The organism is Alienimonas sp. DA493, from assembly GCF_043951915.1.
Taxonomy (GTDB): Bacteria; Planctomycetota; Planctomycetia; order Planctomycetales; family Planctomycetaceae; genus Alienimonas.
Map to the genome: position 1 here is coordinate 1 of NZ_JBINJD010000033.1, position 20,826 is coordinate 20,826.

Genomic DNA, 20,826 nt, shown 5'->3' on the forward strand with positions numbered 1-20,826 from the left:
CGATCTGACGACGCCGTGAAACCGTCGGCCGCCGAGGGTTCCCGCCGGGACCGTTCGCTGGCGGAGCCTCCGCCCCCCGGGCGTTCGCCCGTGGACGCCTCGCGTGCAAGGGTTTCCGTCCGCGCGACCGGCGGGACCGCTTCGATTATCGCCGCGGAACCTTCGGGCGCGAGGGAACCACGCGGGGAACCGTGGGGGGCGACGTTCGTTGCGGAGGGGATTGGGATGGGGAACTGTGGGGGGCGGAGGTTCAGTCGTCGCGGAACCGTCGCGCCCGGAGGTTCACGCAGTCGGCGGGCGGGGAACGGTAGCGCGCAGGCGAGATCAGTCGCCCCCCGCGGAACCGTCGCGCGCAAAGGATTGCGTCGCTCGGCCGTCTCGGGTCCGCTGGGGCGATGAACGACGGCCCCTCCCCCGCCGATCCGAACCGAGTCTTCGCCGAGTTCGTCGCCGCGGAACTGTCGCGCGCGGGACACATCGGGCTGCTCGCCGGCGGCTGCGTGCGGGACCGGCTGCTGGGCAAGACGCCGAAAGACTACGACGTCGCTACGGACGCCCCGCCCGCAGAGGTCCGCAAGACGTTCGGCCGCCGGCGGACGCTGTCGGTGGGCGAGAGCTTCGGGGTGATCGTCGTCCTGCCGGACCTCAAACGGTTCCCCGGCACCCAGCAGGTCGAGGTCGCCACCTTCCGCGAGGAAAGCGGCTACGCCGACGGCCGCCGGCCGGACGCGGTGCGGTTCAGCACCCCCCAGGCCGACGCGCAGCGCCGCGACTTCACGATCAACGGCCTGTTCGAAGACCCCGCGACCGGGGAGGTGGTCGACTACGTCGGCGGCCAGGCCGATCTGGAGGCCGGCGTGTTGCGGGCGATCGGCGATCCGGCGGAGCGGATGCGGGAGGACAAACTCCGCCTGCTGCGGGCCGTGCGATTCGCCGCCACGCTGGGATTTCAGCTGGACCCGGCCACGGCGGACGCGGTGCGGGCGATGGCCGCCGAACTGCCCGTCGTCAGCGGCGAGCGCATCGGGGCGGAGATGCGGCGGGTTCTGGCCCACCCGAACCGGGCCGTGGGGGTGCGGCTGTTGGGGGAGGTCGACCTCCTGGTGCCCGTCGCGCCGGAGGTCGCGGCGCTGACCGCGGCGGGGCGGGACCGCACAGTCGCCGTGTTGAACGAGCTGGGGGACGAGCCGGTCCCCTTCCCGCTGGGGCTGGCCGCGTTGTTGATCGACGTCGGGGCCGTGCGAGGGACCGCGGCGCGGTGGCGGCTCTCGAACGACGAGACGCAGCGGACGCGCGACTTGCTGGCGGACGTCGCGGCGCTGGACGAGTTCGCCGCCCTCCCCACGCACCGCAAGAAACGGCTGCTGGCCCGGGAGCATGCCGCCGACCTGATCGCCCTCGTCGCGGCGGTCCGGCGGGCCGACGGCCGGCCGACGGAGGATGCGGACGCCGCGGCGGCGTACCTCCGTTCCCATGGGCCCGAGGAGTTAGCCCCCGCCCCGCTGCTGACCGGGGCGGACCTCATCGCCGCCGGCAAGACGCCGGGGCCGGAGTTCAAGGCGCTGCTCGATCGGGCCTACGACGCGCAACTCGACGGCGAAGTCCGCACGAAAGAAGACGCCCTCACATTCGTCCTGTAGGGTCCCCTCTGCGGACCGTCCGTCACTGCTCGCACCACCCCGCCGCGGTCCGCGGAGCGGAACCTACGTGATGTCCTCCACAATTCGCATCGCCCTGATCGGAGCCGGCCAGGTCTCCGACTTCCACCACAAACCGGCGATCGATCTCGATCCCCGCTGCGAACTCGCCGCCGTCTGCGACCCGGACGCGTCTCTGCTCGAGAAGCGACGCGGCGAATGGGGCGAGGCCAGCTACGTCACCGACTATCAGGCCGTCTGCGACGACCCGAACGTCGACGCGGCGATCGTCGCCACGCCGAACTTCACCCACCGGGAGATCACGGAAGCCCTCTGCGCCGCCGGCAAGCACGTGATGTGCGAGAAGCCGCTGGCGGTCACGGCCGAGGACGCCCAGGCAATGGCTGACGCCGCGGACGCTGTTGGGGTGGTCCATATGACCGCCTTCACCTACCGCTTCGCCCCGAGCATGCGCTACGTGAAGCACCTCACGGAGACGGGAGAACTCGGCACGCCGTACCACTTCCGTAGCCAGCGCTGGCTGGACTGGGGCGAGAAGTCGTGGGGCTGGCGGCAGTACAAAAAGACCGCCGGGGCGGGCGATTTGTACGACATGACGATCCACCGGATCGACTTCGCCGAGGACCTGATGGGCAAACTGGCCGCGGTCTGCGGGGCGGTGGCCCGGTTCAAGGAGCGAACCGTCGGGTCCGACGGTTCCGCGGTCCCTCCCAGCGACGTGGACGACTGGAGTTCCCTCATCGGCCGCTTCGAAGCTGGCGGCACCGGCGTCTGGGAGGGCAGCGTGCTGATGAAGGGCCACCACAACGACGGCGTCGGCTACGAGTGGGCCGAGGTCAACGGTTCCACCGGCTCCGCCGCCTACCAATTGACCGACCCGTCCAAGGTGCTGGTCGGAACGAACGGGAAAGACCTGGAGCACCTGCCCGTGCCGGAGGAGTTCCTGAAGCACCCGGACAGCCCCCGCGATCCCCGCGAGGGCAAGCCGAGCACCGTGTTCCGCTACGATCTCGTGACGGAGTTCGTCAGCGCCATCGCCCAGGGCCGGCCGGCCGTGCCGGACTTCCACCATGGGGTGCGGGCCCAGCTGATCGCCGACGCGGTCCTCGCCAGCAGCGACGGCGCCGGCTGGGTGACCGTCTGAACGGGCGGGAGCGTTACTTCCGCAGGCCGAATCGGAGCAGCCAGGCGTCGCCAAACTCTGCGTCGCCGAGGCCGCTCTCGTATTCCACATCCCGGCTGAACGCCCACCCGGTCTCGGCGAGGAAGCCGACGCGGCCCTCCCGCCGCAGTTCCACCCCGGCGAGCAGCCGGAGGTCGGAGATCGTCACCACGTCCTCGGTCGGCACGCCGGGGCGATCCTGCCGTTCGATCGCCCAACTCCCGCCGCCCAACTCGCCGGCCACGTAGCCGAAGCCGCCCGTCTTCTCATCGCGGCCGAACAGCTGCCGCACGACCCGCGGCCGCGGCAGGATGAACTCCAGCGTCGTGCGGGAGCTGGGCCGGTGGATCATGCCGAGGGCCGGCAGCCAGGAGAGGTCCTCCCGGTCCAGATAGACGACGCCGACGGTGAACTGCGTCTGCGGGGACCGGTTGTAGATGCCCAGCAGGCGGCCCGGCATCCGGAAGGCGTCGCCGGAGGTGTTTTCGAAGTCGGAGTAGAAGCCCGGGGAGAGTCCGGCCTGCACGATCCATTGCTCCGAGAGCGGCATGATCGCGGTGAAGCCGGCGCTCACGCCCCACAGCCGGGAGGGCAGGTCGGGGCCGGGCGGGGGGAACTCGGCGAGGTCCGGCTCGTTGACCGCCAGCACGCTGAGAGCCGGCGTGACGGTGACGAACGGGGGGACGCCCCGCAGCCCGTGGGTGCTCTGCACGGCGACCTCCGCGAACGAGAGTTCGTCGCCCAGGACCTGCGTGACCGACCCCGAGGCCGCCCGCGGCGTGAGCATCGTCAGCCAGGAGGGCCCGGCAGGCGCCGGCGGGGCGGGCGGTCCGGACGGAGACGGCGGACCGTTCGGGGAGCCGGGCGGCGGGAGCCGCACGCCCGACGGCGGCGCCGGGGGGTGCACCCGGGCGTTCAAGGCCCGCGCCAGGGCGCTGTGTTCGTGGAGCTGCTCCGTGGTGATGTCCGCGGCCCCTGCCCGCGGCCCGGCGAGCAACAGACCCGCAGAGATGAGAACGGCGGCGGGCAGGGCGCGGGGCATCGGCCGGGCGTAGGCGAAAACCGTCGCGCCCGTCAACGCAAATCGGCGGGGCCGTTGTCGCGGCGGGCCGCGGCGGCTACCCTGCCCGACCCGCGCCTCCGCGCGTGCCCCGCATTCCCCGCGGCCCGAAGCCGCCCCCCGTTCAACTCCGAAGACCCGGTATGCCCAAACCCGAGCGGCAAAAAGAGCTGGCCCGCCGCCGGCATCGCAAGATCAAACTCAAGAAGCTGCGCGTGAAGTACACCGCCGCGAACAGCGCCGAGGAGAAGGACGAGATCTTCGCCAAGGCCCGCCGCATCAGCCCGTTCGTGGCCCGCGAAACCTTCGACGAGCCCTTCACGCGGGTTTCCGCCTGACGCCCGTTCTCTCGTCCCGGCGCTCCGCGTCGGGAGGGAAAGGCTGCGGAGCGGCCGGACGCTCTGCGTCCTGAGCGGGGCGATACGGAGCGTCCCTCCGAGAAGGCGTCCGCGACGTCAAAGAAAACGCCCCGGACGCTGCGAGCGTCCGGGGCGTTTCTGTTTGGTGATGTGAGCGAGAACGCGGGGGGGCTGACGCCCCCCCGCCCGCCGCGCCGTCAGCTCTTCGTCTCGAACTCGGCGTCGATCACGTCCTCGTCCGCGGAAGCGGACTCCTCGCCGGAGGCGTCCGGCGTCGCCTGATCGCCGGCGTCGGCGCTCTGCAACTGCGAGGCGAACGCCTGCATCGCGGTGTTGAGGTCGTTGATCGCGGATTCGATCGCGGCCGGATCGTCCCCCTCGGCGGCGGACTTCACCTTGTCGATCGGGCCCTGCAGGGCGGTCTTGGCGGACTCGTCCAGCTTCTCGCCCTGCTCCTTGAGCAGCTTCTCGGCCTGGAAGGCGACGGTGTTGGCCTGGTTCTTCGCCTCGGCGAGCTTGCGGCGCTGCTTGTCGGCGTCGGCGTTGGCCTCGGCCTCCTTCAGCTTCGCCTTGATCTCGTCCTCGGACAGGCCGCCGGACTGCTCGATCTTGACGTTCTGCTCCTTGCCGGTCGCCTTATCTTTGGCGGACACGTTCAGGATGCCGTTCACGTCCAGGTCGAAGGTGACCTCGATCTGCGGCATGCCGCGGGGCGCCGGCGGGATGCCGTCGAGGGTGAACTGGTCCAACAGGCGGTTGTCCTCCGCCATCGGCCGTTCGCCCTGGAAGACCCGCACGGTCACGGCCGGCTGGTTGTCGGCCGCAGTGGAAAAGGTCTCCTTCTTCGTCGCCGGGATGGTCGTGTTGCGTTCGACCAGCACGGTCATCACGCCGCCCTCGGTCTCGATGCCGAGGGAGAGGGGAGTGACGTCGAGCAGGGTGACGCTTTCCACGTCGCCGGTCAGGATGCCGCCCTGCGTGGCGGCGCCGAGGGCGACGACCTCGTCCGGGTTCACGCCCTTGTTCGGCTCCTTGCCGAACAGGTCCTTCACCAGGGCCTGCACGGCCGGGACGCGGGTCGAGCCGCCGACGAGGACGACCTCGTCGATGTCGCTTTTCGACAGGCCGGCGTCCTTCAGCGCGTTCTGGACGGGGCCCTTCAGGCGGTCGATCAGCGGGTCGATCAGGCGTTCGAAGTCCGCCCGGGTGATCGTCTGCTGAAGGTGCTTGGCGCCGGAGGCGTCCGCGGTGATGAACGGCAGGTTGATGTCGGTCGAAGAGGCGCTGGACAGCTCCTTCTTCGCCTTCTCCGCCGCCTCGCGGAGCCGCTGGAGAGCCATCGGGTCCTTGCGGAGGTCGATGCCCTCGTTCTTCTGGAACGCCCCGGCGATGTGGTCGATGAGCAGCTCGTCGAAATCGTCGCCGCCGAGGTGCGTGTCGCCGTTGGTGGCGAGCACCTCGACCACGTCGTCGCCGACTTCCAGGACGGAAACGTCGAACGTGCCGCCGCCGAGGTCGAACACCACGATCTTCTCGTCGGCCTTCTTGTCGAGGCCGTAGGCCAGCGCCGCGGCGGTCGGCTCGTTGATGATCCGGGCCACTTCGAGGCCGGCGAGTTGGCCGGCGTCCTTGGTCGCCTGCCGCTGGGCGTCGTTGAAGTAGGCCGGGACGGTGATGACCGCCTTGTTGACCTTGTGCCCCAGGTAATTCTGGGCGGCTTCCTTCAGTTTGCGGAGCACCACCGCGGAGACCTCCGGCGGGGTCATCTCCTTCCCGCCGGCCTTGATCTTCACGTAGTCGTCGTCGCCGCCGGTCACCTCGTAGGAGACGGCTTTCTCCTCGGCCTCCACCTCGTTGTGCCGGCGGCCCATAAACCGCTTCACGGAGTAGATGGTGGACTTCGGGTTGGTGACGGCCTGCCGCTTGGCGGGCTCGCCGACGTAGGTCTCGCCCTTGTCGGTGAAGGCGACGACGGAGGGCGTGGTGCGGGCGCCCTCCTGGTTTTCGATGACCTTGGCCTCGCCGCCCTCAAGGACGGCGACGACGGAGTTCGTCGTGCCCAGGTCGATGCCGATGATCTTTTCGCCGGAAACGGCCATGGAATACTTTCGATAGGGACGTTGAGTGAACGATACGCGGCCGGCCGGCGGGCCGAACGGTCGCCCGACACTCCGTAGCAACCGCGGCGCCAAACCGCCGATCGCCTTGTCGGGAAAGGGTTTCGCTCGGAGCGTGTGCCGGATTGGCAGTCCGCGGCGTTGAGCGGGGGAGGCCGCGGCGGGAGACTGCCGCCATGGAATCCGCCCCCCCGACCCCCGCCGAACTGGCCCGCTCCCTCACCGCGTGGGCGGCGACGGCCGACGAGGCGGCGGTCGCCGCGCTGGTCGCCCAGAACCCGGGCCGGTTGCCGGACGACGTGCTGCGGTCGATCGGCCGCGAGTTGCTCGCCGCCGAACGGAACCGCCGCGCCCCGGTGCGGGTGGCGTACCTGGGGCCGGAGCACAGTTTCACCCACTGGGCGGCGGCCCTGCGGTTCGGGGAGACGGCGGACCTTTGCCCGGTGGCCTCGATCGGGGCGACCTTCGACGCCGTCGCCCGGGGCGAGACGGCCTTCGGGTTGGTGCCGGTTGAAAACAGCACCGACGGCCGGGTGGTGGACACCCTCGCCGCCTTCGCCCGCCTCGCCGCGGACGAGTCGTCCGCGGTCGTGATCTGCGGGGAGGTGCCGCTGCCGATTCATCATCACCTGATGAGCGCCGGCCCGCGGTCGGCGGTGCGGCGGGTCTATTCGAAGCCGCAGGCGCTCTCGCAGTGCCGCGGGTGGCTGGCCGAGAACCTGCCGGGGGCGGAGATCCTGCCGGAATCCAGCACCGCCGCCGCCGCCGCCCGGGCCAAGTCGGAGCCCGGCGCCGCGGCCGTCGGCGGGGAACGCCTCGCCGCGGAGCACGGGCTGACGATCCTCGCCTCGCAGATCGAGGACAACCCCCGCAACGTGACCCGCTTCGCCGTGCTCGGGACCGAGCCGGCGGAGCCGACCGGCGACGACCGCACCGCCCTGCTGCTTCGCATCCCCCACGAGCCCGGTTCGCTGGCCGACGCCCTCGCCGTGTTCGCCCGGCACGAGGTGAACCTGTCGCTGATCGAGTCCTTCCCCCTGCCCGGCGGGGAGCCGGGCTACCTCTTCTTCCTCGACTGCGACGGCCACGCCGTCGACCCGCCCGTCGCCGCCTGCCTGCGGTCGCTGGGCCGGGTGGCGAAGTCGGTCTCCGTCTTGGGCAGCTATCCGCGTGTGCGCGGATGACCGTTCGGACGAGCTACATTCAGACCGACCTGGATCTCTACGCCGCGTTCGACCTGCGGCCTTTGGTCGAGGAACTGGAACGGCTGGGACTCACGGCGTTGAACAGCGACGACCTCGGCGGTGACGGCTCCTGGAAGGCGATCCTTGAGGCGGATGGGGAGGAGGAGGAGACGCCGACCGATCCGAACGTCCCCTGCGGGAGAATGCTGGCCGCGATCTCGGCGCTCCCGCCCCGGTTTCGTGAGGACTGGCGGCGGTGCGATCGACGGGTCTTCAATCTGGGGTTCGACTGCGGCGAGGAGCCGTGGCCGTATACGGTCGGACTCTCGCCTGAAGTAACGAGGGGGCTGGCGTCGGTCGGCGGCGAGTTGGAGTTCACGCTGTACCCCTTTCGACCCGACCGGAACCCAGGGCTCTCTGACGGCTGACCGGTCCCGCGCCTTTCGCATCTTGGCGGGATCGCCATACTCCCCACCCGTCGTCCCAAGAACTGTTGGAGAGCCCCCCATGCGTCGCCCCTTCGTCGCCGGTAACTGGAAGATGAACACCACCGCGGCCTCCGGCTGCGAGTTGGCCCGCGCGATCGCCGAGGCGGTGCCCACCAGTCGGGACGAGGTCGACGTGCTCGTCGCTCCGCCCCTGCCCTACCTGGACTGCGTCGACGACGAACTGGCCAAGAGCGCCGTGATGCTCGGCGCCCAGAACTGCTACCACGAAAAAGAGGGCGCCTTCACCGGGGAGGTTTCCCCGCAGATGCTGGCCGACCTGGACGTGGACTACGTGATCCTCGGCCACTCCGAGCGGCGCCACATCCTCGGGGAGACCGACGAGGACATCAACAAGAAGGTCGCCGCCGCCCTGGAAGCCGGCTTGGGCGTGATCCTCTGCGTCGGCGAAACGCTGGAAGACCGCGAGGCCGGCAAGACGAACGACGTGCTCGCGCAGCAGCTCTCCGGCGGGCTGAAGGGCCTGACCGCGGAGCAACTCGCCGGCGGGACCGGCGGGAACGACGATCTCGTACTGGCCTACGAACCGGTCTGGGCGATCGGCACCGGCAAGACGGCCACGCCGGAGATGGCCCAGGAAGCCCACGCCTTTCTGCGCAGCAAGCTTGCCGAGGGGTGGGGCGACGACCTAGCCGCGGCGACCCGCATTCAATACGGTGGGAGCGTCAAGCCGGCCAACGCCGCCGACCTGCTGGCCCAGCCCGACATCGACGGGGCCCTGGTCGGCGGGGCGAGCCTGTCCGCGGAGAACTTCCTCCCGATCGTCGAGGCGGCCTTCGCCCAGGTCTGATCGGTACCCCGTTCGCCGCGGGCGCCGGTGCGGCGCCGTCCCTTCACCACCGCGTTCGTCTGTTTGAAAGCCCCCGGGGCAATGGACATCCCCTACGCCGCCCTGATGATGTTCGCCCTCGCCGGGCTGAGCGTCGTCCTGATCCTCATCATCCTGCTCCAGCGGGGCCGCGGCGGCGGCCTCGCCGGCGCCTTCGGCGGCGCCGGCGGGCAGAGCGCCCTGGGCACCCGGGCCGGCGACGTGTTCACCAAGATCACGATCGGCCTGGCCGTTGCCTGGATCGTGCTGGCCTGCGTCAACATCTACGTGCTCAAAGGCGCGACCGAACGCTTCGTCGAGGCCCCCGGCGCCGGCGACGGGGCCTCCCTCGTCGCCCCGGACGCCGGCGAGGGCGAAGTTGAAGCGGAGGACGAGGACGTGCCCCAGCTCGAACCGACCGAGGAGGTCGCCGTGCCGGAGGCGGAGTTGGAAGACGACGACGCCTTCATCGCCGACCCGCTCGAAGGCGACGAGCCCGGCCCCGCCCTGCCGGCCGGCGAGTAGCCCGTGCCGCGGAGCATGACCGGGTTTGGCGCCGGCGCCGCGTCGGCCGGCGGCACGTCCGTCGCGGTGGAGGTGCGGAGCGTCAACAACCGCTTCCTCAAGGTGCAGACGCGCCTGCCGGACGGCTTCGCAGAGGTCGAGCCGCGCATCGAGGCGGCGGTCCGCAAGCGGCTCAACCGCGGCGCCGTCTCCGTCGGCGTGCGGCTGGAGACGGCGGGACAGACCGGTCGGCTGACGTTGGCCGTGGACGTGCTCGACGGCTATCGGGCCGACGCGGAGGCGTACGCCCTCGCCTCCGGCCTCGCCGCCCCGACGGATCTCGCCGCTTACCTCCGCCTGCCTGGCGTGGTGCGGGAGGAGGCCGCCGACCCCGGCGACCCGACCGCCGACGCCGCGCTCGTGCTGCAGGCGACCGAGGAGGCGCTGGACGCGCTCAACGCGTTCCGCGACCGGGAGGGGGCCGCGATGGCCGACGAGTTGCGGGGGCAGATCGACGCCGTTCGCACCCACCTGTCCCAGGTCGAGGCCCGCGCCCCCGGCTTGGCGGAGGAGTTCCGCAGGAAGCTGCACGCCCGGGTCAGCGGCCTGCTGGCCGAAGCCGGCGCCGAGATGAGCCCCGCCGACCTGACGCGGGAGGTGATCGTCTACGCCGACAAGGCGGACGTGACGGAGGAGATCGTCCGGCTGCGAACGCACCTGGACGCCTTCGACGCCGCCCTCTCCGAGGACGCCCCCGGCCGCAAGCTGGATTTCCTCACGCAGGAGATCAACCGGGAGATCAACACCGTCGGTTCCAAGGCGAACGACGCGGATCTCGCCGGAGCCGTCGTCGGGATGAAGGGGGCGGTCGAAAAGCTGCGGGAAATCCTGCAGAATCTTGAGTAGTCCGTCTCCCCCCCGCTCCGCCGCGAAAAGTCCCGCCCGTGTCCGACGCCGTCGCCGACTCCGCGACGGCGGACGCCCACAATCCGAGCGGGGTGCGGATTCTGATCCTCTCCGGCCCCAGCGGCAGCGGAAAAAGCACGGTGGTGCGCGCCTTGGCCGGCGAGTGCACGGAGCCGATCCGCTGTTGCGTGTCCGCCACCACCCGGCCGCCGCGGGTCGGGGAGGTCGACGGGAGGGACTATCACTTCCTCAGCGACGAGGAATTCCACCGCCGCCGGGCCGCCGGGGAGTTCCTCGAGACCGCCGAGGTGCACGGCCGCGGGTACTGGTACGGCACGCTGTGGTCGGAGATCGAAACGGCCGCCGCCGAAGGCGCCTGGGCGTTATTGGAAATCGACGTCGCCGGGGCCCGCACGGTGTTGACCCGCTACCCGGACGCCGTCACCGTCTTCCTGAGCACCTCCACGGAAGCGGAGTTCGAGCGACGCCTGCGGTCCCGCGGCACGGAGGGCGAGGAGGAGATCCGCCGTCGCATCGAAACCGCCCGGGCGGAGCTCGCCGAGGCGGACGGCTACCGCTTCCGTGTCTATAATGACGACTTGCCGGCCGCCGTTGCGCAGCTGTGCAAGATCCTCGCGTCCCACCCCTCCGAAAACTCTCAGTAAGGCCACCCCCCCGCGATGCTCGAGGCGTTCAAACAGGAAGAGATCGTGGACAAGGTCGGCGGGCGGTTCAAACTGTCCACGCTGATCCAAAAGCGGATGGTCGCCCTCAACCGCGGCGCCCGCCCGCTGGTCGAGATGCAGACCAAGGACACGATGGCGATCGTCGTACAGGAGATCCTGACCGACAAGATCTACCTCGACTCCTCCCAAAAGGTGCAGGTCCGGGAACAGGCCGAGGGCGACGGCGGCCCGGCCGAGGCGGATCTCGGCCCGTCCCTCGCGGACCTCTGAGCCGACTCTGCCGGTTTTGTGGATGAATTTCTGCGGGCGGTGCGACGATCGCACCGCCCGTGTTCGTTTCCCCCCGAGGCGAGCCGACGATGCGCGGCCGTGAGATCCTGCTCGGCGTCTGCGGCGGCGTCGCCGCCTACAAAACAGCCGACCTGTGCAGCAAGCTGGTGCAGGCCGGGGCCGGCGTGACGGTGGTCATGACCCGCGGCGCCGGCCGGTTCATCGGGGCCACGACCTTCGAAGCGCTGACGAACCGCCCCGTCTACACGGAGGTGTACGCCCCCAAGGAGCATCCCCGCGGGGAGCACATCGGGCTGGCGGAGCGGGCAGAGTTGTTCGTCGTCGCTCCTGCCACGGCCCATTTCCTCGCCAAAGCGGCGCTGGGGCTGGCGGACGATCTGCTCAGCACGCTCGTGCTGACCTGCGAGTGCCCCGCCCTGTTCGCCCCCGCAATGAATACGGCGATGTGGGAGAAGCCGTCCGTTCAGCGGAACGTCGCCACGCTGCGGGAGGACGGCCACGGCCTCGTCGGGCCGGGCGAGGGCTGGCTGAGCTGCGGCCGCGTCGGCGCCGGCCGGATGGCGGAGCCGGAAGTGCTGTTCGCCGCGATCACCGCCGCTTTGGCACCTGAGGGGGAGACGGCGGCATGAAGGTTCTCGTCACCGCCGGGCCGACCCGGGAGTACCTGGACGACGTGCGATACCTGTCCAATGCCAGCAGCGGAAAGATGGGGTACGCCGTCGCCGCGGCACTGGCCGCGGCAGGGCATGAGTGCGTGCTGGTCTCCGGCCCCGTCGGCCTCGCCCCGCCGCCGGGCTGCGAGGTGATCCCGGTCGAGACGACGGCCCAGATGCGGGCGGCCTCCGAGGAGGCGTTCGCCGACTGCGACGGCGTGATCGCCGCCGCCGCCGTCTGCGATTACCGCCCGGCGGTGCGGGTCGCGGGGAAGATCAAGAAGGACGGGGCGCCGGTCTCGGTCGAACTGATCCAGACGGACGACGTGCTCGCCGCCCTCGGGGAGCGGAAAGCGGACGGCCGCGAGACGCCGCGGTGGGTCATCGGCTTCGCTCTGGAGGCGGCCAACCCCCGCGAGAACGCCCTGCAGAAACTGCGAGCCAAGCAGTGCGATCGGGTCGTGCTGAACGGCCCGGCGAGCATCGGCGGGGACCGCACCGCCGCGGAGTTGATCGGCCCGCGGGGGGAAGTGGTGGTGCATTGGGAGGGAACCAAACCGTCCGTTGCGGGGGATTTGGTCGACTGGATTGACGCTTGGGTGGCGGCCGGGCGGCCGGCATAACCGGCCCGGCGGGGCCGCAAGGTTTGCCGAACCGGACGGGACGGCCGCCCGCGGGGTGCGGTTGCGCGGGTTCGGTGCGAACGGTCCGCGTGCCACCTTTCCGGGGGCTAGGTTTTCCGGCGCCCCCGGGCTGGCGGCGCGTCCCCCGTTCCCCCGCCCCGTATCACCCGTGATCGACGTCAAACGACTCGGCCAGGACCTTGCCGCGTTGGCCCTGCTGGCGGTCACCGCGTTCCTCGGGCTGGCGCTGTTCAGCTTCGACCCCGCGGACCTCGCCGGCGGCACCGTCTGGCCGACGCACGAGGAGCCGACGAACCTCTGCGGCCCCGCCGGCGCCCGCGTGGCCTGGCACCTCCGCAACCTGCTGGGGCTGGGGGCGTGGCTGTTTTGGGTGCGGCTGGCCTGGGTCGACCTGCGGCTATTCGCCCGGGAGGCGACCGCGGAACCGGCGCTCAAACTCGTCGGCTGGGGGCTGACGCTGGTCGGCGTCTGCGCCGGTTTGGCGGCGCTGCTGCCGGGGGCGAACGCCGGCGTGCCGACCGGCGGCGGCGGGCTGCTGGGGGCGGGGTGCTCGGCGGTCCTGAACGACCATTTCTCCGCGGTCGGCGCCGGGGTGCTGCTGGCTTCGGTCGTCGCCGCGGGCCTGCTGCTGGCCGGCGACTTCGCGACGATGGGCGCCGTTGCCTCGACCGCCGGCGGCGCCGCCGCGGTCCCCTTCACCGCCGCCGGCCGGGCGTTTCACGGCGCCCGCGACCGCGTGAGCCGCTGGCAGGCCGACCGCCGCGCCGCCGCGGAGCAGCGGGCCGCCGAGCGCGAGGCGAAGCGGGCGGAGAAGTCTGCTTTGAAGGAAGCGAAAGCCGCCGAGAAACATGCGGCTCCCGCTGAGACTCCGGTCCCCCCGAAGCCGCAAGCGGAGGCCGCGCCCGCCTCGGTTCCGCCGGAGACGGAGCCCGCGCAGACGCCGGCGAAGGAAAAGAAGGCGTTCCGCGTGAACCTGCCCGCCGGGCCGGCGAAGTCTTCGGCGCCGCGGAAGCACACGCTGCCGCCGGTTGATCTGCTGGCCCCGCCGGAGCCCTTCCCCTACGAGGAACTCGCCGCGAAGGCCCAGGCCGCCGCGGAGACGCTGGAGCGGACCTTCGCCGACTTCGGCTTGAACGTGACGGTCTCCGAGATCGACACCGGCCCGGTCGTCACGCAGTTCGAGTTGGACCTCGAAAAGGGGTTGCGGGTGAACAAGGTCGCCGCATTGGCGGACGACCTCGCCGTCGCCCTGCGGGTGCCGGCGGTGCGGATCGTGAACCCGATCCCCGGCAAGAACACCGTCGGCGTGGAGGTTCCCAACGACACCCGCGTGATGGTCCGCCTCCGCGAAATCGCCGAGACCGCTCAGGGCGCCGACGACATGGCGATTCCCATCTTCCTCGGCAAGGACGTCTCCGGCGCCCCGCTGGTGGTGGACCTCGCCAAGATGCCCCACCTCCTCATCGCCGGCCGTACGGGCACAGGGAAGTCGGTCTGCCTGAATACGCTGATCCTCTCGATGCTGCTCTCCCGCACGCCGGAGGAGGTCAAGCTGCTGATGATCGACCCGAAGATGGTCGAACTCAGCCCCTACAAGACCCTCCCGCACCTCATGCATCCGGTCATCACGGACATGAAGAAGGCGGAGGCGGTCCTCGCCTGGGCCGTGGACAAGATGGAGGAGCGGTACGAACTGCTCGCCCAGTGCGGCGTGCGGCACCTGACCGACTTCAACGAGATGTCCCGGGCGCAGAAGCTCGACAAGATGGGCCTGTCCGAACTCCACGAGGAGGCCGACGCCCTCACCGAGAACATGCCGTACATCGTCATCGTCGCCGACGAGATGGCGGATTTGATGATGACCAACGGCAAGGAGGTGGAGTCGCACATCATCCGCCTCGCCCAGAAGAGCCGGGCGGTGGGCATCCATCTGGTGCTCGCCACGCAGAAGCCGACGGTGGACGTGATCACCGGCCTGATCAAGTCGAACCTGCCGGCCCGGATCAGCTTCCAGGTCGCCAGTAAGTCCGACAGCCGCGTCGTGCTGGACGAATCGGGCGCCGAGCGCCTGCTGGGCAACGGCGACATGCTGTACCTGACCCCCGGCACCAGCACGCTGGTGCGGAGCCAGGGGGCGTACGTCGGCGGGTCTGAGATCGACCGGGTGATCGACTTCTTCGGCGACTGCGAACCGGAGTACGACGAGACGATCGAACAGGCCACCACCGGCGGCGGTCCCGGCGGCGGCGGCGAGGGCGGCGGCCTGCACGGCAGCGACCGGGACGATATGTACGTTCAGGCCGTCGAGTGCGTCGTCCGCGAGGGCCGCGGCTCGACCAGCCTGCTCCAACGGGCGCTGGGCGTCGGCTACGGCCGGGCGGCCCGGATGATCGATCACATGGCGGAGGACGGCTTCCTCTCCGGCCACAACGGCTCCCAGGCCCGCGAGGTGCTGCTCGATCTGGAGGCGTTCGAGGAACTGCGGGCCGCCGGCTGACCGGCCTGCCCCCTCACTCCGGCCGCGGCGGCGGGCCCTGACGGAACAGGTCCAGCCACGCGGCGGTGAGGGCGGCGCCGAGGTCGTCCCGCTCCGCCAACTCCTCCGGCGTGGCCCCCCAGTAGAAGCCGATCCAGCCGTCCGCCCGCTCGGCGGAGCGGTCGAGGAACGTCTCCAACTCCTCCGGGGAGCACTTCAAAGGAAACGTCTCCTCGATCACGACCGGCTTGCCGCGATCGAAGCCGGCGAGCATCGCCAGCGCCTCGTCCGGCTTGCCCGTCTCCGGATAGAGGTGCACGCAGACGTAGTCGAGTTCGGCGACCGCAATCTCCGGCGTGATTCCCGAGAAGGCGCCGGGGTTCTGCGGCGGGTGGGCGATCAGGCCGACGGTGATCGGCGTGTCGGCGTCGTGCTCCCGGATCGCGGCGGTCATCGCCCGAATCCACTCCCGGGCGATCTCCCCGCGGCTGCGGCCGTTCGGATCGAGGGTGAGGAACTGGACGAAGTGCTTCCCGGCGAAGCCGCCGCCCAGCCAGTCCTCCCGCGGCGCCCCGGCGACGAGCGGTTCGTTCATCAGGTCGTAGCAGAACACCGCCGGGCTCTGCGCACACGTCTCCGCCACGGCGGACCAGAACCGCCCCTGCACCGCCCAGCGGTCCGCCTCCGGCAGCGGGTCGTACCACGCCGGCACGTCCGCTTTGTGGTAGCAGCCGAGGCCGGTCAGATCGAGCCGCAGCCCGGTCTCCTCCGCCAGCGCCAGCAGGTCGGCCAGCCGGGCGAGGTTGCGGGCGTTCGGCCGCTCCGGCGTCTCCATGAACCGGCCGAGTTGCAGGTGCACCCGCACAACGTTCGCCCCGAGGGCCTGCATCTCCGCGAAGTCCTCTCGGACGGTCTCCCATTCCTCGTGCCAATAGTCCTCGATCAGCCGCCCGTCGCGGTCGTGATCGTAGTTGAATCCCCAGGGCACGAACGCCCGGCCGGTTCGTTCCCCTACGAACGAACGCCCGTCCGCGGAGATGCGGATGCGCTCCTTCTTTGCGGCCTCCCTGTCATCGGCCCCGGCGGGGACCGCTCCGAGGAGGAGGGACAGGAGAACCGCGGCAAGCGTGCGGCTGGTCTTCACATCGACCGCTTCTGGGCGAGCTGCACCTCGATACCGTCCGGGTCCTTGAAGTAGATGCGGCCCGACGTCTGCCGGACCTCGCGCCCCTCCGCCTTCAGTTTCCGGGCGGCCTCCTGCACGTCGTAGTCGTCGATCCCGAAGCAGTAGTGGTTCAGGCCCGGCGTGTCCGCTTGAAACAGGGCGACGAAGAACTCGCCGTTCTCCCGGCCGAGGAAGGCGCTGCGCTGGTCGCCGCGGATCTTTTTCAGGCCGAGGTGGCGTTCGTAGAAGGCGACGGACCGATCGACGTCGGTCACGTCCAGGGCGATGTGATCAATGTTGCGGCCGGAAAACAGCGGCCCGGACGGGGGCGCCTGCTCGCCCTCCTGTGCGGGGACGCGACCGGCGAGGGCGCCGGCGGCGCCCAGGGCGGTCAGGCCGGCGATCAGGCCGCGGCGGGAGAGGCGGCCGTCGTCGTAGTCAGCGACGAGGGCGGCGGGGTCGAAAGACGCGGCGGGATCGAAGGACATCGGGAACTCCGGGCGAGGCAGGCGACGAAGTACGTCATCGTACCGCGTCCGGACAGCCGCAGGATGGGGAACGCACTGAGCTGGCGACCGGGGTCGTTCGTCGATCGCGCCTCCCCCGGGAGGAACTCCGAACCGGTATGATCCGACGAACCGATCCCCGCGATTGCGGGTCTGCCGAACGTCCTTCCACTTTCCGCAGGAGTCCCCGATGCCGACCGCCCCCGCAGCGACCGCTCCGGCCCCCCCGACCCTCCGCGAGGCGCCCGGGGGCCGCACGGCGGCCGACGCCGTCGCTCCGAACCGGGCGGTGGCCCGGGCCCTGGCCCGCATCGCCCGGGCCGCCGCCGCGGACGCCGACGAGCGCCCCGGCGACTACCTCGGCCAGACCGCCGTGCGACACGGCGGCGAATAACCCGGAGCGAAGCCGTGAACCCGTCGCCCGCACCGAGGCGCCCGGCGCCCCCCGCTCCGCCCGGGCGCCGGCCGTTGGAGCGGCTGACGGGCGTGGAGTCGGAACTGGCGATCCGGTACCGCCCGGCCCGGCCCGGCGGACCGCGGGTGCCGAACCGCACCATCTTCGCCCGGTTGCTCGATCGGCTGGGGCGGGACGGGGCGCTGGGGAGGCCCGGCGGAGCGATGACGAAGTGGGGCCGCTACCTGCCGACGGGCGGGGCGGTCTGGTTCGAGGTGCTCAAGAACGCCCCGGACGCGGGGCTGGTGGAGGGGGCGACGCCGGAGTGTCGCGGCCCCCGCGTCGCTCTCGCCGCCTCCCGGGAGCAGGATCGCCGACTGGGCGAAGCGATCCGGGCCGCCTTCCCCCCGGGCTCCTGCGGCGGAACGGCGACGCTGTTGAAGGTCGATCGCGACGCGTTCGAGCGCTCGTTCGGCGGGCAGGAGAACTACGAGGTCTGCCTGCCCGCGAAGCGTCTGACCGCTTGGCGGCGCTGGAGCCGGGCGTTCGCGGCCGCCGCGGGGCTCTTCTGGCTGCTCGCCCTGGCGGGGGGCCTGCTGATCGCGCTGCTCACGGCGCCGGTCTGGCTGCTCGCGGCGCCGCTCGCGAAGCTCTGGCAGACGCCTGCCCAACGGCGGCGTGCCGCCCGGCGACCGCCCGGCGGACCGAACGAGGCGGTGGCGCTCGGGTTCCCCGATTGGGCCGAACGGATCCTCATCCCGGTGACGCAGGCGGCGCTGCTCCCGCTGGTCGCCGTGGGCCTGCCGGCGGTCCGACGCGGTCCGTTGGCGGACGCCGACCGGCTGATGCCCTTCCTCGGCAGCCGCGTGATCCTCACCGGTGCCGGGGCCGTGGACCGCCGCGGACGCTTTCGAGTCGCGGCGAAGGCGACCGCCCTGCGGTTCGTCGTGGGAATCTCGGACCTGCCCGGCTGCCGCGGCGTGTTCAGCGCCGGGCCGCAGTTCAAGCGGGCGATGGGCGCTCCCGTGGACGCGTCGCAGTGGACGAAGCTGGGCGACTCGCGGCAGCGGATCACGGTGAATCTCGGCGACTCGAACCGCTGCGAGGCGGCGGAGTACCTCAAGCTCGGCACGACCTCGCTGATGCTCGATCTGTTGGAGGCCCGGCCGGACTGGCGCCCGCCGACGCCGCGGCGGCCGATCGCCGCCCTGCACCGGTTCGCCGCCGACACGACGCTCACCGCCTCCGTCCGGCTGGTCGGGGGCGGCCGGGCGACGGCGTTGCAGATCCAGCGGGCCTGCCTGAACGCGGTGCGCGATCATCTGCAATCCGTCGCCGCCGCCGATCCCGCGGCCGTGCCGGAAGCGGCGTGGGATCTCGTGCTCCGCTGGGGCGACGCCCTGGACGGCCTGGAAACGCTGGCGGACGAGCCGGACCGGCTGTTCGGCGTGCTCGACTGGGTGACGAAACGGCGATTGCTCCAGGAGGCCGGCGTTCGCGGCGACGCCGCCCGGAAGCTTGATCTGCGGTATCACGAGTTGGCGCCGGACTCCCCCTTCGATCGGCTGGAACGGGCGGGACTGATCGAACGGACGCTGACCGACGCCGAACGCGAGGCCGCCCGTCGGCCCCCGCCGGACACCCCCGCCGCGGCCCGTGGGGAGGCCGTCCGTCTCGGCACGCCGCCGCCGTCGTGGGACTGAGCCCTCATTGCCGGGATCGTCTTGCTCGGGATCGTCTTGCTCGGGATCGTCTTGCTCGGGAGCGTCAGGGCCGCCAGCGGGCCGCCAACCCGCCGGCCACCGCCGCGGCTTTCCGCCACGACGGCACCCGCACCCGGCGGCTCAGCACGTCGATCCCGGCCCGCTCCGCGCGGTTCAGCAACTCGCCGTAAATCCGCGTCATGGCGTGCAACACGCCGCGGCCGTGGGGGGAGACGAAGTTGAACAGCGGCTCGGCGTCCGCGTACTCCGCCCGCGTTTCGTCCGCTTCGCACCGCAGGAGGCGTTCAATGCGCTGGCGGACCGCTTCCCCGTCCCGCACGTCCGCCAAATTGGCGCCGAGCAGGTCCGCCGGCTCGACCCCGAACGCGGCCAGCCGGTCGGCGGGCAGGTAGACGCGGCCGGCGGCGGCGTCCTCGGCGACGTCCCGCAGGATGTTCGTCCGCTGGAACGCCCGGCCGCAGGCCAACGCCGGCTCCCGGGCGGCTCCGTCTCCCCCGTCTGAGGAAAGCTGCTCGCAGCCCCAGACGTGCAGGCAGCACAGGCCGACCGCGCCGGCGACGTGGTAGCAGTACTCGTCCCGGCCGGCGGCGGTCTCGAAAAACACCCGCGGCCTGCCGGGCTCCGGCGGCGGGGCGGCGAGATCGGCGGCGACGCCGTCGATCACGTCCTGCGGCAGGCCGGGGGGGATGCCGCGGCGGCGAGCCACGTCGGCGAAGGCGATCAGGGCCGCGGCGTGCGGGGCGGCGGGGTCGATCGCCTCGCCGTGCAGGGCGGCGGCGGTCCGCTCCCGCCAATTCGCCACCGCCAGCCGGCGGCGGTCCAGCGGTTCGGCCGGGTCGTCGCCCAAGTCGTCCGTCACCCGCATGAAGGCGTACAACGCCCCCATATCCCGCCGCTGATCGGCCGGGAGGGTGAGGAAGGACCAGTAGAAGTTCTTTCCCGTTCGCCGGGCCAGCCGCGTGCACTGGGCGAAGGCGGCGTCGAGGTCCGCCGGCGGCGGGGCGTCGAGGGAGGTCGAACCGCTCACCGCAGCGCCGCCCGCCGCAGTCCCCGGGCGACCGCCCCGGCCAGCAGGCCGGCGGCGTCCCGCTTGCCGAGTCTCGGCCGCGTCTCCCACACCCGGTACTCGATCCGCCGCACCTTTCCGCAGATCGCCAGCCCCCCCGAGGCGAACAGGTCGATCGCCGCCCCGAACCGCCCCCCCAGCCGGTCCGCCAGCGGGCGGCCGGTCGAGAGCAGCGCTTCGGCCCGGTCCACCTCGAACCGCATCAGGTCGACGAACGCCGCGGTCGTGCGGCGGGCGGCGTAGTCGTCCAGCGAGTACCCGAACCGTTGCATGTCCGCCGTCGGCAGGTAACGGCGGCCGATGTCGGCGTCCCGGGCGACGTCCTGCCAGAAGTTGATCAATTGCAGGCCGGTACAGACCGAGTCGGACAGCCCCACGTGCTCCGGCGTGTGGGCGGAGAGCAATTTCAGCACGATCTGCCCCACCGGGTCGGCGCTGCGGCGGCAGTAGTCGCGAAGGTCGCCGTAGTCGTCGTAGGCCGCGACGGTCTGGTCCTGCTCGAAGGCGGAGATGAGGTCCAGAAACGGTTCCACCGTGAGGTCGAACCGCTCGGCGGTCGGTTGGAGGGCGACGAACACCGGGTGCCGCGGCGGTTCGCCGGCGAACATCGCGGTCGTTTCGCCCCGCCACCAGTCGAGCAGCGCCAGCGAACGCGCCGCCCCCTCCACCTCGTCCCCGAGGTCGTCCGCCCAGCGGCAGAAGGCGTAAACGGCGTGAAAGTGCGGCCGCAGGTCCGCCGGCAGGACGACGGAAGCGACGGGGAAATTTTCGTAGTGCCGCGTCGCCAACCGGCGTACGTGCTCCCGGGCTTCGGCCGGCGAGGCGGGGGCGTCGGCGCAGCGTTGCGGCGTCCACCCCTCCAGGTGAGGCGGCAGATCGGCGGGCGAAACGGCGGCGGCGGCGGCGGTCGGCACGGCAATCCGTTATAACGGGCGTTCCTCCCAGACACTTCCCCGA

At 71.4% G+C, this 20,826-nt stretch carries 21 protein-coding genes; 15 read left to right on the top strand and 6 right to left on the bottom strand.

All coding sequences use genetic code 11. The features are described from left to right. The first annotated feature begins 395 nt into the window (after positions 1–395). Together ACG2DA_RS07285 and ACG2DA_RS07290 are read left to right on the top strand one after the other, a co-directional pair. A complete protein-coding gene (locus tag ACG2DA_RS07285; protein WP_395254861.1) occupies positions 396–1,640 on the top strand; it encodes a CCA tRNA nucleotidyltransferase in 1,245 nt (414 codons plus the stop codon). A gap of 70 nt (positions 1,641–1,710) precedes the next feature. Continuing rightward, positions 1,711–2,802, top strand: a complete 1,092-nt coding sequence (locus ACG2DA_RS07290; RefSeq protein ID WP_395254863.1) for a Gfo/Idh/MocA family protein — start codon at positions 1,711–1,713, stop codon at positions 2,800–2,802. A 13-nt stretch (positions 2,803–2,815) separates the two neighbouring features. Here the strand turns inward: ACG2DA_RS07290 and ACG2DA_RS07295 are convergent, their stop codons facing one another. Continuing rightward, the gene (locus ACG2DA_RS07295; RefSeq protein WP_395254865.1) at positions 2,816–3,862 is read right to left on the bottom strand and encodes a DUF6268 family outer membrane beta-barrel protein; all 1,047 of its coding nucleotides are present in this window, start codon (positions 3,860–3,862) and stop codon (positions 2,816–2,818) included. A 161-nt stretch (positions 3,863–4,023) separates the two neighbouring features. On the opposite strand from ACG2DA_RS07295, the gene ACG2DA_RS07300 reads away from it, so the two are divergent. After that, positions 4,024–4,218 (top strand): DUF6800 family protein, encoded by a 195-nt coding sequence (locus ACG2DA_RS07300; protein ID WP_395254866.1) that lies wholly within the window; start codon positions 4,024–4,026, stop codon positions 4,216–4,218. Positions 4,219–4,436: 218 nt separating this feature from the next. On the opposite strand, the gene dnaK is transcribed toward ACG2DA_RS07300, so the two are convergent. Further along, positions 4,437–6,338 (bottom strand): molecular chaperone DnaK, encoded by a 1,902-nt coding sequence (dnaK, locus tag ACG2DA_RS07305; RefSeq protein ID WP_395254868.1) that lies wholly within the window; start codon positions 6,336–6,338, stop codon positions 4,437–4,439. Between the two features lie 194 nt (positions 6,339–6,532). On the opposite strand from dnaK, the gene pheA reads away from it, so the two are divergent. The 10 genes from pheA to ACG2DA_RS07355 all read left to right on the top strand — a co-directional run bounded on the left by pheA (position 6,533) and on the right by ACG2DA_RS07355 (position 15,035). Further along, positions 6,533–7,540, top strand: coding sequence for a prephenate dehydratase (gene pheA / locus ACG2DA_RS07310; RefSeq protein WP_395254870.1), 1,008 nt, complete (start codon positions 6,533–6,535; stop codon positions 7,538–7,540). Continuing rightward, entirely contained in the window at positions 7,537–7,968 is a 432-nt protein-coding gene (locus ACG2DA_RS07315) for a hypothetical protein (RefSeq protein WP_395254872.1), read from the top strand. Before pheA ends, ACG2DA_RS07315 begins: the two co-directional genes overlap by 4 nt. Before the next feature lie 79 nt (positions 7,969–8,047). Then, positions 8,048–8,836, top strand: a complete 789-nt coding sequence (gene tpiA, locus ACG2DA_RS07320) for a triose-phosphate isomerase (protein WP_395254873.1) — start codon at positions 8,048–8,050, stop codon at positions 8,834–8,836. Between the two features lie 27 nt (positions 8,837–8,863). Next, the gene (gene secG, locus ACG2DA_RS07325; RefSeq protein ID WP_395254875.1) at positions 8,864–9,379 is read left to right on the top strand and encodes a preprotein translocase subunit SecG; all 516 of its coding nucleotides are present in this window, start codon (positions 8,864–8,866) and stop codon (positions 9,377–9,379) included. Between the two features lie 15 nt (positions 9,380–9,394). Next, positions 9,395–10,264: a YicC/YloC family endoribonuclease gene (locus ACG2DA_RS07330; RefSeq protein WP_395254877.1), complete on the top strand. Its 870-nt coding sequence runs from the start codon at positions 9,395–9,397 to the stop codon at positions 10,262–10,264. Between the two features lie 38 nt (positions 10,265–10,302). Next, positions 10,303–10,929 carry a guanylate kinase gene (gene gmk / locus ACG2DA_RS07335; RefSeq protein ID WP_395254879.1) on the top strand — a complete coding sequence of 209 codons (627 nt, stop codon included), beginning with the start codon at positions 10,303–10,305 and terminating at the stop codon, positions 10,927–10,929. A 15-nt stretch (positions 10,930–10,944) separates the two neighbouring features. Next, complete coding sequence (locus tag ACG2DA_RS07340; RefSeq protein ID WP_395254881.1) at positions 10,945–11,220, top strand: DNA-directed RNA polymerase subunit omega; 276 nt, start codon at positions 10,945–10,947, stop codon at positions 11,218–11,220. 59 nt (positions 11,221–11,279) lie between these two features. Further along, positions 11,280–11,870, top strand: a complete 591-nt coding sequence (locus tag ACG2DA_RS07345) for a flavoprotein (RefSeq protein ID WP_395254883.1) — start codon at positions 11,280–11,282, stop codon at positions 11,868–11,870. Further along, positions 11,867–12,517 carry a phosphopantothenoylcysteine decarboxylase gene (locus ACG2DA_RS07350; protein WP_395254884.1) on the top strand — a complete coding sequence of 217 codons (651 nt, stop codon included), beginning with the start codon at positions 11,867–11,869 and terminating at the stop codon, positions 12,515–12,517. The genes ACG2DA_RS07345 and ACG2DA_RS07350 overlap by 4 nt, the downstream gene beginning before the upstream one ends. A 169-nt stretch (positions 12,518–12,686) precedes the next feature. After that, positions 12,687–15,035, top strand: a complete 2,349-nt coding sequence (locus ACG2DA_RS07355; protein WP_395254885.1) for a DNA translocase FtsK — start codon at positions 12,687–12,689, stop codon at positions 15,033–15,035. A 13-nt stretch (positions 15,036–15,048) separates the two neighbouring features. On the opposite strand, the gene ACG2DA_RS07360 is transcribed toward ACG2DA_RS07355, so the two are convergent. Beyond that, positions 15,049–16,002, bottom strand: a complete 954-nt coding sequence (locus ACG2DA_RS07360) for a cellulase family glycosylhydrolase (protein ID WP_395254887.1) — start codon at positions 16,000–16,002, stop codon at positions 15,049–15,051. 152 nt (positions 16,003–16,154) lie between these two features. Further along, positions 16,155–16,667, bottom strand: coding sequence for a VOC family protein (locus tag ACG2DA_RS07365; RefSeq protein ID WP_395254888.1), 513 nt, complete (start codon positions 16,665–16,667; stop codon positions 16,155–16,157). A 208-nt stretch (positions 16,668–16,875) separates the two neighbouring features. On the opposite strand from ACG2DA_RS07365, the gene ACG2DA_RS07370 reads away from it, so the two are divergent. Both ACG2DA_RS07370 and ACG2DA_RS07375 read left to right on the top strand, forming a co-directional pair. Next, on the top strand, positions 16,876–17,079 hold the full coding sequence (locus tag ACG2DA_RS07370; RefSeq protein WP_395254890.1) for a hypothetical protein: 204 nt from the start codon (positions 16,876–16,878) through the stop codon (positions 17,077–17,079). A gap of 92 nt (positions 17,080–17,171) precedes the next feature. Continuing rightward, entirely contained in the window at positions 17,172–18,782 is a 1,611-nt protein-coding gene (locus ACG2DA_RS07375) for a proteasome accessory factor PafA2 family protein (RefSeq protein ID WP_395254891.1), read from the top strand. Between the two features lie 64 nt (positions 18,783–18,846). On the opposite strand, the gene ACG2DA_RS07380 is transcribed toward ACG2DA_RS07375, so the two are convergent. After that, complete coding sequence (locus tag ACG2DA_RS07380) at positions 18,847–19,830, bottom strand: phytoene/squalene synthase family protein (RefSeq protein ID WP_395254893.1); 984 nt, start codon at positions 19,828–19,830, stop codon at positions 18,847–18,849. Then, complete coding sequence (gene hpnC / locus ACG2DA_RS07385) at positions 19,827–20,783, bottom strand: squalene synthase HpnC (protein ID WP_395254895.1); 957 nt, start codon at positions 20,781–20,783, stop codon at positions 19,827–19,829. Before hpnC ends, ACG2DA_RS07380 begins: the two co-directional genes overlap by 4 nt. Positions 20,784–20,826: the final 43 nt, after the last annotated feature.

Bases quoted from the DNA above. Each gene is read 5' to 3' on its own strand.
- ACG2DA_RS07350 (WP_395254884.1), top strand. From the start codon at position 11,867: ATGAAGGTTCTCGTCACCGCCGGGCCGACCCGGGAGTACCTGGACGAC.
- ACG2DA_RS07315 (WP_395254872.1), top strand. From the start codon at position 7,537: ATGACCGTTCGGACGAGCTACATTCAGACCGACCTGGATCTCTACGCC.
- ACG2DA_RS07300 (WP_395254866.1), top strand. From the start codon at position 4,024: ATGCCCAAACCCGAGCGGCAAAAAGAGCTGGCCCGCCGCCGGCATCGC.
- dnaK (WP_395254868.1), bottom strand. From the start codon at position 6,338: ATGGCCGTTTCCGGCGAAAAGATCATCGGCATCGACCTGGGCACGACG.
- ACG2DA_RS07290 (WP_395254863.1), top strand. From the start codon at position 1,711: ATGTCCTCCACAATTCGCATCGCCCTGATCGGAGCCGGCCAGGTCTCC.
- ACG2DA_RS07285 (WP_395254861.1), top strand. From the start codon at position 396: ATGAACGACGGCCCCTCCCCCGCCGATCCGAACCGAGTCTTCGCCGAG.
- ACG2DA_RS07340 (WP_395254881.1), top strand. From the start codon at position 10,945: ATGCTCGAGGCGTTCAAACAGGAAGAGATCGTGGACAAGGTCGGCGGG.
- ACG2DA_RS07370 (WP_395254890.1), top strand. From the start codon at position 16,876: ATGCCGACCGCCCCCGCAGCGACCGCTCCGGCCCCCCCGACCCTCCGC.
- tpiA (WP_395254873.1), top strand. From the start codon at position 8,048: ATGCGTCGCCCCTTCGTCGCCGGTAACTGGAAGATGAACACCACCGCG.
- pheA (WP_395254870.1), top strand. From the start codon at position 6,533: ATGGAATCCGCCCCCCCGACCCCCGCCGAACTGGCCCGCTCCCTCACC.
- ACG2DA_RS07365 (WP_395254888.1), bottom strand. From the start codon at position 16,667: ATGTCCTTCGATCCCGCCGCGTCTTTCGACCCCGCCGCCCTCGTCGCT.
- ACG2DA_RS07330 (WP_395254877.1), top strand. From the start codon at position 9,395: ATGACCGGGTTTGGCGCCGGCGCCGCGTCGGCCGGCGGCACGTCCGTC.
- ACG2DA_RS07295 (WP_395254865.1), bottom strand. From the start codon at position 3,862: ATGCCCCGCGCCCTGCCCGCCGCCGTTCTCATCTCTGCGGGTCTGTTG.